Genomic DNA, 10,374 nt, shown 5'->3' with positions numbered 1-10,374 from the left:
ACGCTTGAACTCATCGCTGAAATTGGGCTTCCCCATCGTCGTCTCCTGTCCTCAAAATTAGGATAGAAGGCGTCCAGAAATCTAGGGGCTACTCACTCGGCCACACTTCCGTTGCGACGCTTCCTAGCGAAGCGGGCGAACAAGCCAAGGGCAAAAATGACAATATTGAGGGGAATGGTCGCCCATTCGCGACTTCGTATCGGATAGGGGTTTCGCCGGTTGCCCTGGCTGTGCCACAAAAGGCCATGGCAGATTCTCGGTTCAATTCGCTGGCCATTGCGCTGATGATGGGTTTTTCGACGGTTGTGGCGGGATTGGCTGCGCCGCAGGTCGCGATCGCGCAGGATGATGGGGATTTTCGCGCTTATCTGGAATCCCTGCGCCCCAAGGCACGCGCCATGGGCATTCGCGACGCGACGCTGGACGCCGTCTTTCCGACCCTGACGATCAACCCGCGCGTCGTGGCGCTTGACCAGAGTCAGCCGGGCGGCGGTGCCTATTCGCCCATTCCCAATTTCGAGCCTTATCGGGTCAAGCATGTCGATGCCGCCCGGATCAGCCGTGGGCGGGCGGTCTATGCCGCCAATCGCGCGCGGCTGGCCCGGATCGAGGCCGAAACCGGCGTGCCCGAAGAAATCATGGTCGCCATTTTCGGCCATGAAACCAATTATGGCTCCTATACCGGCGATTTCGACCTGATCCGGTCGCTGGCGACGCTCGCGCATGAGGGGCGCCGACGCACCTTGTTCGAGCCGGAATTGCTGGCGACGCTCAAGATGCTGAACGATGGCGTACCGCGCAGCCGGCTGGTCGGCAGCTGGGCCGGGGCGACCGGCTATCCGCAATTCCTGCCCTCGGTCTATCTCAAGCTCGCCAAGGATGGCGACGGCGATGGCCGGGCGGATATCTGGACCAGCCAGGCGGATGCGCTCGCCTCGATCGCCAATTATTTCGTTGCGGCCGGATGGCGGCGGGGCCAGCCCTGGGGCGTAGCGGTCAGCGTGCCGACCAGCTTCAACCGCGCCTCGGTGGCCGCGCGCACGACGGCACCGCGCTGCCCGCGGGTCTTCAATCGCCACAGCCGCTGGTTGACCATGGCCGAATGGCGCAAGCTGGGTCTGTTCCCGGCCAGCGGCATCTGGCCGGCGGACACTGTCATGGCAACCCTGCTGGAACCCGACGGGCCGGGCAAGACCGCCTATCTGCTGACCAGCAATTATCGGGCGATCCTCGACTATAATTGCTCCAATTTCTACGCTCTTTCCGTGGGGTTGCTGGCCGATGCGGTCAAGCAATAGGAACTGGCTCGCGCTGGGCGGCGCGGCGTCTCTGCTGGCCTCCTGCGGCAGCGAGCAGGCCGTTGCGCCGCCGGCGCCACGCCCCGCGCCACCTGCAACGGCGCCAGCGGTTGCGGACGAACCGGTCAAGATCGGCGAACCCTATAGCGTGGGCGGCAAGACCTATGTCCCCGCCGATCCGGTCAATTATGACGAGGTCGGCTATGCCAGCTGGTATGGCGAGGAGGCTACGGGCAAGCCGACGGCCAATGGCGAGGATTTCGTGCCGTCGGCGATCAGCGGCGCCCACAAGACCTTGCCCCTGCCAAGCTATGTCGAGGTGACGGCATTGGATAGCGGTCGCACCATTCTGGTCCGGCTCAACGATCGTGGTCCGTTCAGCGACGACAAGCTCATCGACCTGTCGCGTGGCGCGGCCGAGCAACTGGGCATTACCGGTGATGGCGCCGCGGCCGTTCGCGTCCGGCGGGTCAATCCACCCGAGCAGGAAAAGGCTTTGCTGCGGGCCCGCCAGCGCGCGCCCGAGCGGATCGACACGCCGCAACCCTTGCTGAAGGTGCTGCGCGGGCGTCTGGCGCAAGTGCCGGCAAGCCAGCCAGCGCAGGTTCAGGCCGCGCGCCCCGTCGTTCAGGCGATCCCGGCTTCGAGCAGTTCCAGCCGTCGTGGCGCATCCTTCGATACGCCCACGCCACCCAGTCCCAAGCCGGCCCCGAAGACCGCAACGCCGGCAAAACCCGTATCGGGCGGCTATGTCGTTCAGGTTGCAGCGCTTTCTTCCCAAAGCCGGGCCGAGGCGCTGGCCAGGCAGATCGGCGCGCACGCCGTTGCGGCCGGTTCGGTCTGGCGGGTGCGCTATGGTCCTTATCCCTCGCAGGAGGCGGCGCAGGCCGGCGTGAAGGGGGCGGCAGCGAAGGGCTTTGCGAATGTCCGTGTCATGGCTAATGACGCGCGCTAATCATAGCGATGCGTCCAGCGAATCTATCCAGTCGAAGGCTTGAGTTCATGAAGAAAACCGTTGCCGCCACTCTCTTCGTCGGTCTGCTGGCCCAGCCGCTGGTTGCCGCGGCCCCGCCTTATACGAGCGAGGCGCCGATCGCCTATCTCAAGGACCTTTCCTCGGGCGCTGTCCTCTATGACAAGGGCGGCGAGACCCGGATGCCGCCGGCCTCGATGGCCAAGATGATGACGGCGCATGTTGCCTTCCGCCTGATCCAGAAGGGCGAGTTGAAGCTCGACACCAAATTCACGGTCCGTCCGGAAACCTGGCAGCAATGGCACGGCCCCAAGGCCGGTTCGACCATGTTCCTGTCGGTGGGCGAGCAGGTGTCGGTCGAAAATTTGCTGCACGGCATCGTCACCCTGTCGGGCAATGACGCCTGCGTCGTGCTGGCCGAGGGCATTGCCGGCACCGAGCAGGCGTTCGTCGCACTGATGAACGAAGAGGCCAGGCGCATGGGCCTCAAGAACAGCCATTTCGGCACCAGCAATGGCTGGCCTGACGAGGGCGTGACCTATGTCACCGCCGAAGATCTGGCCAAGCTTGCCGAAGCCACGATCGTAGAGACGCCGGATCTCTACAAGAAATTCTACGCCACCCGCTCCTTTACCTGGGGCAAGACCATGGGCGGCTCCGACATTGCGCAGGCCAATCGCAATCCGATCCTGGGCAAGATCGCGGGCGCCGACGGCCTCAAGACCGGCCATACCGAAGAAGCCGGTTTCGGCTTCACCGGATCGGCCGAGCAGGATGGCCGCCGCCTGGTGATGGTGGTCGCCGGCCTGACCAGCTTCAACGGCCGGATTACCGAATCCGTCCGCTTCATGGACTGGGGCTTCCGCGCCTGGAAGGCGCAGCCGCTGTTCAAGAAGGGGCAGACGGTCGAGACCGCCGCGGTTCAGCTCGGTAGCGCATCGACCGTGTCGCTGGTCGCGCCGCAGAATATGGCGGTCACCATGCCGCGCACCGCGTCGGCCAACGTGAAGGTGAAGGTCGTCTATACCGGCCCGATCAAGGCGCCGATCGCCAAGGGCCAACAGATCGCCCAGCTCATCGTCCAGACCCGGGATACGCCGCCGCAGGTGCTGCCGCTGGTCGCTGGTGAAGATGTCGCGGAAGCGGGCATTTTCGGTCGTCTCTGGAATGGCCTGAAGTCCTTCTTCGGGTGATCACAGGCCGTTTCATCACGCTCGAAGGCGGCGAGGGCGCCGGCAAGTCGACCCAGCTTCGTGCGCTGGCGGCGGCTCTGCGCGCGCACGGGCTGGAGGTTGTCGAGACCCGCGAGCCGGGCGGCAGCGAGGGGGCGGAAGCGATCCGTGCCATGCTGCTGACTGGCGGCGCTGACCGCTGGAATGCCCGCGCCGAAGCTCTGCTGTTCGCCGCCGCGCGTGCCGACCATATCGAAAAGACGATCCGTCCGGCGCTGGCCCGTGGCGCCTGGGTGCTGTCCGATCGGTTCCTCGACAGCAGCCGTGCCTATCAGGGGCAGGGCGATCTTAGCGATGCCGACATATTGGCGCTGCACCAGATCGGCAGCGCCGGCTTCCTGCCCGATCGCACCTTGTTCCTGACCCTGCCGGAAGCCGAGGCGGAAGCCCGCGCCCATGCCCGTGACGGCGACGTGTCGGATCGGATTGGCGGCCGCGACCGCGCCTTCCACCGCGCCGTGGCCGATGCGTTCGTCCGCTTTGCCGCCGATGAGCCGGCACGGGTCCGCGCGATCGACGCGTCGGGCACGGCGGACGATGTCACTGCCCGGCTGCTCGCGGCACTGGACGACCTGCTGTCATGACGTCACTGGTCGGGCATGACGCCCAGGCGCAGACCCTGCTGGCGGCGGCAAGCAGCGGCCGCATGCATCATGGCTGGATATTGAGCGGCCCGCGCGGCATTGGCAAGGCCAGCTTTGCCCGCGCCATGGCGATGCGCCTGCTGGCGGATGCAGCCGGCCCGAAGATCGAGGGCGAGGGGCTTGCCGTTCCCGAAAGTCACCCAATCCGCCGCCTGATCGAGGCGAGCGCGCATCCCGATTATGCCGAACTGGCACCGCTAGAGAAGGACGGCGTTACCGCACGCAACATCAGCGTCGACCAGGTGCGCGGCCTGCAGCGGCTGATCCAGTCGGCGCCGTCGCTCTCTTCCCGTCGCATCGTCGTGATCGACAGTGCCGATGATCTGGAGCGCGGCGCCGCCAATGCCCTGCTCAAGACGTTGGAAGAGCCGCCGGCGGACATGATCTTCCTGCTGGTCAGCCATGCGCCCGGCCGGCTGCTGCCCACCATCCGCTCGCGCTGCCGCACGATGCGCCTCGATCCTCTGTCGGACGGGGCCATGGCGACGGTGCTGCGGCGCGAGGATGAAAGCCTGTCCGGGCCGGAACTCGACGCCCTGCTGCGCGCCGGGGAGGGTTCGCCCGGTCGCGCGCTGCGCTATGCGGGCCTCGACCTTGCGGGCCTCGAAAAATCGCTGCTGGCAATCGCGGCCGACGGTGATCCTGGCAATCGGGAGCGCCTGCGCCTGGCCAAGACGTTGGCGGGCAAGGCGGCCAAGCCGCGTTACGAAGCCTTTCTGGAGCGCGCGCCTGCCTTCATTGCCCAGGCCGCCCGGACCCGTCATGGCCCGGCACTGGGCAGCGCGCTCGATCATTGGGAAGCTGCGCGGCATCTGGCGGGCGGCGCGGTGATCCTGTCGCTCGACCCGGCCTCGGTCGTTTTCGAGCTGGGCGGCCATGTCGCGGCATTGGCTGATGCGGCGACCTGAAAAGCGGCTTTGCGGCGACGCGAACAGCCGCTAGGGAGGCTGCATGTCGCAGCCTTACACCATCACCACCGCCATCTCCTATCCCAACGGCCGTCCGCATATCGGCCATGCCTATGAGGTGATCGCCACCGACGCGATCGCCCGGTTCCAGCGGATGATGGGCCGCGATGTCTTCTTCCAGACCGGAACCGACGAACACGGCCTGAAAATGGCCCAGACGGCGCGCAACCGGGGGATCGAGCCACGCGAATTGGCCGATAAGATGTCGTCCTATTTCAAGCAGATGAACGATAGCCTGAATATCAGCTATGATCGTTTCATCCGCACCAGCGAACCGGATCATCACCGCGCCAGCCAGGCGATCTGGCAGGCGATGGAGGCCAATGGCGACCTGTATCTGGGCCGCTATGAGGGCTGGTATTCGGTCCGCGACGAAGCCTTCTATGATGAGAAGGAAATCACCGAGGGCGAGGGCGGCGTGAAGCTGTCGCCGCAGGGAACGCCGGTCGAATGGACGGTTGAGGAAAGCTGGTTCTTCCGCCTGTCCCAATATCAGGACAAGCTGCTGGAGCTCTATAACAGCCAGCCCGATTTCATCCGCCCGGAAAGCCGCCGCAACGAAATCCTGCGCTTCGTCGAGGGCGGCCTGTCCGATCTCAGCATTTCGCGCACCAGCTTCGACTGGGGCGTCCAGGTGCCTGGCGCAGACGGCCATGTCATGTATGTCTGGGTCGATGCGCTGACCAACTATATCACCGGCTGCGGCTATCCCGACGACGCGGAACGGATGGCGCGCTATTGGGCGGAGGGTGGCGACATCACCCATATCATCGGCAAGGATATCGTGCGTTTTCATACGGTGTACTGGCCAGCTTTCCTGATGAGCGCGAAGCTGCCGCTGCCCAAGCAGGTATTCGGCCATGGCTTCCTGCTGAACCGCGGCGAGAAGATGTCCAAGTCGGTCGGCAATGTCGCCGATCCGATGGAATTGGCCGAACGCTTCGGCGTCGATCAGCTGCGCTATTTCCTGCTGTCCGAAGTGACCTTCGGCAATGACGGCAGCTATAGCGCCGAAGCGATTGTCCAGCGCTCGAACAGCGATCTGGGCAATGCGTTCGGCAATCTCGCGCAGCGCACGCTGAGCTTCATCGCGAAAAATCTGGAAGGGCGCCTGCCGGCCATCAATGGCCATGACGCCGCCGATACGGAGCTGTTCGCGCTGATCGACAAGGTCGTGCGCGGCGACATGCCGGCCGCCATGGCCGATCTTGCGCCGTCGGTGGCGATTGACGCCTGGCTGCGCGCGGCCTTTGCCTGCAACCAATATATCGACGCGCAGGCGCCCTGGTCGCTGCGCAAGACCGATCCCCAGCGGATGGAGACGGTGCTGGCGACGCTCTACATCGCCATCGCCCAGCTGGCGGTCGCGATCCAGCCGGTGATCCCGGCGAGCGCCACCGCGCTGCTCGACCATATGGGCGTGCCGGCGGACAAGCGCAGCTATGGCGCGATCGGCGATCATTGGTATAGCGACCTGGCCGAAAGCGATTTCGTGCTGGCCGCGCCCAAGCCGCTCTTCCCGCGCCTGGAATTGACCGAAGCGGACGCCTGAACCCATGTTGATCGACAGCCATTGTCACCTCAATTACAAGGGGTTGATCGAGGATCAGCAGAATGTGCTGGAACGCGCCCGCGCGCGCGGCGTCGACCTGATGCTCAACATCGCCACCCGCGAAAGCGAGTGGGACGATGTGCTGGGTACGGCGGTGCGCGAGGCGGATGTGTGGGCGACCGTGGGGATCCACCCGCATGAGGCGGACGAGCATCCCCATGTCGACACCGCCAAGCTGGTCGAGCGCGCGGCCCATCCGCGCGTCGTCGGCATCGGTGAAACGGGCCTCGATTATTATTACGACCATAGCGATCGCGAGCGGCAGCAGAAAAGCTTCCGCAGCCATATCGCCGCCTGCCGCGAGACCGGCCTGCCGCTGATCGTCCATACCCGCGAAGCGGAGGAGGATACGCTGGCGATCATGCGGGACGAAATGGGGAAGGGGGCCTATGGCGGCGTCATTCACTGCTTCACCGCCAGCGGCGCCTTTGCCGACGCGGCGATGGACCTTGGCTTCTACATCAGCATTTCGGGCATCGTGACCTTCAAGAGCGCGAATGATCTGCAGGAAACGGCCGCGCGCCTGCCGCTCGACCGGCTGCTGGTGGAAACGGACTCGCCCTTTCTCGCACCGGTGCCCCATCGCGGCAAGTCGTGCGAGCCGGCCTTCGTCGCCGACACGGCGCGCTTCCTGGCTGATCTGCGCGGCGAGAGCATCGAGGATCTGGCGGCGGCCACCTCGGCCAATTTCCTCCGCCTCTTTGCCAAGATCGAGGGCCGGCCGCAGGCATGAGCCTCAAGCTGACCATCCTTGGCAGCGGCACATCCTCCGGCGTTCCCCGGATCGGCAATGATTGGGGCACCTGCGATCCAACGGAACCGCGCAACCGCCGCACCCGCGTCTCGATCCTGGTGGAAAGCGCGACGACCCGGATATTGGTCGACACATCCCCGGACCTGCGAGCGCAATTGCTGGCGGCCGACGTGATCGACATCGATGCGATCCTGTGGACCCATGACCATGCCGATCACAGCCATGGCATCGACGATGTTCGCCAGTTGTTCCATCATCGCGGCAGCCCGATCCCCGGCTATGCCCGTGCCCAGACGATGCGCCTGCTCCAGGCCCGCTTTGCCTATGCCTTTGCGGGGAGGGGGGGCTATCCGCCAATCATCGTCCCGCATGATCTGCCCGATGGGCTGCGGATCGGCGATATCGACATTGCCTGCACCGACATGCCCCATGGCGACATTTATTCGACTGGATTCCGCTTCAGTCATGATGATAGTCATGTCGGATATGCTACGGATTTTCATGAAATAACCCCGGATATGCTGGCGCTGTTCGATGATCTCGACATCTGGGTGGTCGATGCGCTGCGCGCCCGGCCGCATCCCACCCATGCCCATCTGGAGATGACATTGGCAGGGATCATGGCGACCCGGCCCAATCGCGCGATCCTCACGCATATGGACCAGAGCATGGATTATGCCACCTTGTGCGCCACGCTCCCCAAAGGCGTGGAGCCGGGCTATGACGGGTTGGTCATTGACCTTAACGACGGAGCACCCCACTGATGGACGGCACGGATCAGGCGATGTCCAGCATCTGGTATCTGCTCGCCCTGGTCCTGGTCGGCTCCGCCCTGATCGGCCGCCGCATCGCGCTGGGCAGCTTCGTGCGGATGGCGCTGCTCTGGGTGCTGATCTTCGGCGCCCTGCTCGGCCTCTTCACCTTTGCCCAGAAGGCGGGGCTGATGCCGGCAAAGTTCGCAACGGAGGAGGGGGCCTTGCTCCAGCCGCAGAATAGTGCCGAAGCCATATCACAGGCCGTGCCGCCGCCGGCCCCACCGCCGATCCAATCCGATGGGCAAGTGGTGCGCATTCCGGTCGCGCCGGACGGCCATTATTGGGTGGAGGGCATGGTCAACGGCATGTCCGCGCGCTTCCTGATCGACAGTGGCGCGACCATCACCGCCCTTTCGGAAAATACCGCCCGCGCCACCGGCCTCAATATCGACATGAACGCGCCCCCGATCCCGCTCAACACCGCCAATGGCAAGATCGACGCGCGCCGCGCCAGCATCTCGACGCTGACGGTCGGACCGCTGCGCGCCAATGATGTCGAGGTTGTCGTCTCGCCGGCGCTGGGCGACGTCAATGTCATCGGCATGAATATGCTGTCCCGTCTCAAGAGTTGGAGCGTTGAAAATGGTGAAATGGTGCTGACGCCATGACGTCACATGAGGGGCAGGGGGCGGCACCCGACAAACGCGCCCGGCTCAAGGCGATCATCGGCGGTTCCACCGGCAATCTGGTCGAATGGTATGACTGGTATGCCTATGCCGCTTTCACCCTCTATTTCGCCCCGCATTTCTTTCCGAGCGAGGATCGCACCGCCCAGTTGCTGAGCGCGGCCGGCATCTTCGCCGTGGGCTTCCTGATGCGACCGATCGGCGCCTGGCTGATGGGCGTCTATGCCGACCGTCACGGCCGCAAGAGCGGGCTTACCCTGTCAGTGTCATTGATGTGCGCCGGGTCGCTGCTGATCGCGGTGACGCCGGGCTATGAGGTGATCGGCGTCGGCGCGCCGCTGCTGCTCGTGCTGGCCCGGCTGATGCAGGGCCTGTCGATCGGCGGCGAATATGGCGCCAGCGCGACCTATCTCACCGAAATGGCCGGCAAGGACCGGCGCGGATTCTATTCCAGCTTCCAATATGTGACGCTGATTGCCGGGCAGTTGGTGGCGATCTGCGTGCTGCTGCTGCTCCAGTCTATCCTGACGGAGGCGGAACTTGACGCCTGGGGCTGGCGCATTCCCTTCGCCATTGGCGGCGCGCTGGCGGTGATCGTCTTCTGGCTGCGGCGCGGCCTCGCAGAAACCCAGAGCTTTGAAGTGGCCAAGGCCGAAGGCGCGCCCAAATCCGGCTTCATCGAACTCATCACCAACCATCCGCGCGAAACGCTGACGGTGATGCTGCTGACCGCCGGCGGCACGATCGCCTTCTATGCCTATTCTATCTACATGCAGAAATTCCTGGTCAATACGGCCGGCTTCGGTCGTGAAACAGCGTCGGAAATCAATGGGATAACATTGTTTGTTTTCATGTTGTTGCAGCCTTTGGCTGGCGCCTTGTCCGATTGTATCGGGCGCAAGCCGCTGATGATCGGCTTCGGCATCATGGGCGTGCTCTGCACCTATCCGATCTTCGCCACGCTGGCGGTGACGCGCGATCCGCTGGTCGCTGGGCTGCTGGTGATGGCGGGCTTGGTGATCGTCACCGGCTATACCTCGATCAACGCGGTGGTGAAGGCCGAGCTGTTTCCCGCGCATATCCGTGCGCTCGGCGTCGCGCTGCCTTATGCGCTCGCCAATACCTTGTTTGGCGGCACGGCCGAGTTCGTTGCGCTATGGTTCAAGCAGTCCGGGATCGAGCCGGCTTTCTATATTTATGTCAGCGTCATGATCGCTATCTCGCTGACGGTCTACATCCGCATGCGCGACACCAAAGCCCATAGCCGCATCCTGGAGGATTGAGATGGACGAGGAGGAATATCTCCCATCGATCCTGTTCATAATTTAACATAATATATATTATCGAACTTAAATCTTGTAAGCGCCATTTAGAAATGACACACCCCCGCTAGATAGAGATGACACAGTTTGGATCATCGGCGGAGCGCTGCTGTCATGTTCATCCTTCGCG

Annotated in this window: 10 protein-coding genes; all 10 read left to right on the top strand. The window is 64.1% G+C overall.

Annotation, left to right across the window (positions count from 1 at the left end):
* Window positions 1-245: 245 nt before the first annotated feature.
* Genes JQK15_RS25950 through JQK15_RS25905 form a run of 10 tightly spaced genes read left to right on the top strand, consistent with a single transcriptional unit; the run spans window position 246 to window position 10,205 of the window.
* On the top strand, window positions 246-1,298 hold the full coding sequence (locus tag JQK15_RS25950; protein ID WP_125986038.1) for a lytic murein transglycosylase: 1,053 nt from the start codon (window positions 246-248) through the stop codon (window positions 1,296-1,298).
* Complete coding sequence (locus tag JQK15_RS25945; RefSeq protein ID WP_214869452.1) at window positions 1,282-2,253, top strand: septal ring lytic transglycosylase RlpA family protein; 972 nt, start codon at window positions 1,282-1,284, stop codon at window positions 2,251-2,253. The genes JQK15_RS25950 and JQK15_RS25945 overlap by 17 nt, the downstream gene beginning before the upstream one ends.
* 47 nt (window positions 2,254-2,300) lie before the next feature.
* Window positions 2,301-3,464, top strand: a complete 1,164-nt coding sequence (locus JQK15_RS25940; protein ID WP_214869450.1) for a D-alanyl-D-alanine carboxypeptidase family protein — start codon at window positions 2,301-2,303, stop codon at window positions 3,462-3,464.
* On the top strand, window positions 3,461-4,087 hold the full coding sequence (tmk, locus tag JQK15_RS25935) for a dTMP kinase (RefSeq protein WP_214869447.1): 627 nt from the start codon (window positions 3,461-3,463) through the stop codon (window positions 4,085-4,087). The genes JQK15_RS25940 and tmk overlap by 4 nt, the downstream gene beginning before the upstream one ends.
* Window positions 4,084-5,055, top strand: coding sequence for a DNA polymerase III delta subunit-related protein (locus JQK15_RS25930; protein ID WP_214869444.1), 972 nt, complete (start codon window positions 4,084-4,086; stop codon window positions 5,053-5,055). The genes tmk and JQK15_RS25930 overlap by 4 nt, the downstream gene beginning before the upstream one ends.
* A gap of 43 nt (window positions 5,056-5,098) precedes the next feature.
* Window positions 5,099-6,667 carry a methionine--tRNA ligase gene (gene metG, locus JQK15_RS25925; protein WP_214869441.1) on the top strand — a complete coding sequence of 523 codons (1,569 nt, stop codon included), beginning with the start codon at window positions 5,099-5,101 and terminating at the stop codon, window positions 6,665-6,667.
* 4 nt (window positions 6,668-6,671) lie between these two features.
* Window positions 6,672-7,460: a TatD family hydrolase gene (locus JQK15_RS25920; RefSeq protein ID WP_214869438.1), complete on the top strand. Its 789-nt coding sequence runs from the start codon at window positions 6,672-6,674 to the stop codon at window positions 7,458-7,460.
* Complete coding sequence (locus JQK15_RS25915) at window positions 7,457-8,245, top strand: MBL fold metallo-hydrolase (protein ID WP_214869434.1); 789 nt, start codon at window positions 7,457-7,459, stop codon at window positions 8,243-8,245. The genes JQK15_RS25920 and JQK15_RS25915 overlap by 4 nt, the downstream gene beginning before the upstream one ends.
* The gene (locus JQK15_RS25910) at window positions 8,245-8,904 is read left to right on the top strand and encodes a retropepsin-like aspartic protease family protein (RefSeq protein WP_214869431.1); all 660 of its coding nucleotides are present in this window, start codon (window positions 8,245-8,247) and stop codon (window positions 8,902-8,904) included. Before JQK15_RS25915 ends, JQK15_RS25910 begins: the two co-directional genes overlap by 1 nt.
* Window positions 8,901-10,205: an MFS transporter gene (locus JQK15_RS25905; protein WP_214869428.1), complete on the top strand. Its 1,305-nt coding sequence runs from the start codon at window positions 8,901-8,903 to the stop codon at window positions 10,203-10,205. Before JQK15_RS25910 ends, JQK15_RS25905 begins: the two co-directional genes overlap by 4 nt.
* The last annotated feature ends 169 nt before the right edge of the window (window positions 10,206-10,374 follow it).

Source organism: Sphingobium sp. BHU LFT2 (genome assembly GCF_018604485.1).
In the GTDB taxonomy this organism is placed as follows: Bacteria; Pseudomonadota; Alphaproteobacteria; order Sphingomonadales; family Sphingomonadaceae; genus Sphingobium; species Sphingobium yanoikuyae_A.
Note: the sequence above shows the minus strand (reverse complement) of the source record. Positions and strands in the feature narration are given on the sequence as shown.

Bases quoted from the DNA above. Each gene is read 5' to 3' on its own strand.
- JQK15_RS25950 (WP_125986038.1), top strand. From the start codon at position 246: ATGGCAGATTCTCGGTTCAATTCGCTGGCCATTGCGCTGATGATGGGT.
- JQK15_RS25945 (WP_214869452.1), top strand. From the start codon at position 1,282: ATGCGGTCAAGCAATAGGAACTGGCTCGCGCTGGGCGGCGCGGCGTCT.
- JQK15_RS25940 (WP_214869450.1), top strand. From the start codon at position 2,301: ATGAAGAAAACCGTTGCCGCCACTCTCTTCGTCGGTCTGCTGGCCCAG.
- JQK15_RS25930 (WP_214869444.1), top strand. From the start codon at position 4,084: ATGACGTCACTGGTCGGGCATGACGCCCAGGCGCAGACCCTGCTGGCG.
- metG (WP_214869441.1), top strand. From the start codon at position 5,099: ATGTCGCAGCCTTACACCATCACCACCGCCATCTCCTATCCCAACGGC.
- JQK15_RS25920 (WP_214869438.1), top strand. From the start codon at position 6,672: ATGTTGATCGACAGCCATTGTCACCTCAATTACAAGGGGTTGATCGAG.
- JQK15_RS25915 (WP_214869434.1), top strand. From the start codon at position 7,457: ATGAGCCTCAAGCTGACCATCCTTGGCAGCGGCACATCCTCCGGCGTT.
- JQK15_RS25910 (WP_214869431.1), top strand. From the start codon at position 8,245: ATGGACGGCACGGATCAGGCGATGTCCAGCATCTGGTATCTGCTCGCC.
- JQK15_RS25905 (WP_214869428.1), top strand. From the start codon at position 8,901: ATGACGTCACATGAGGGGCAGGGGGCGGCACCCGACAAACGCGCCCGG.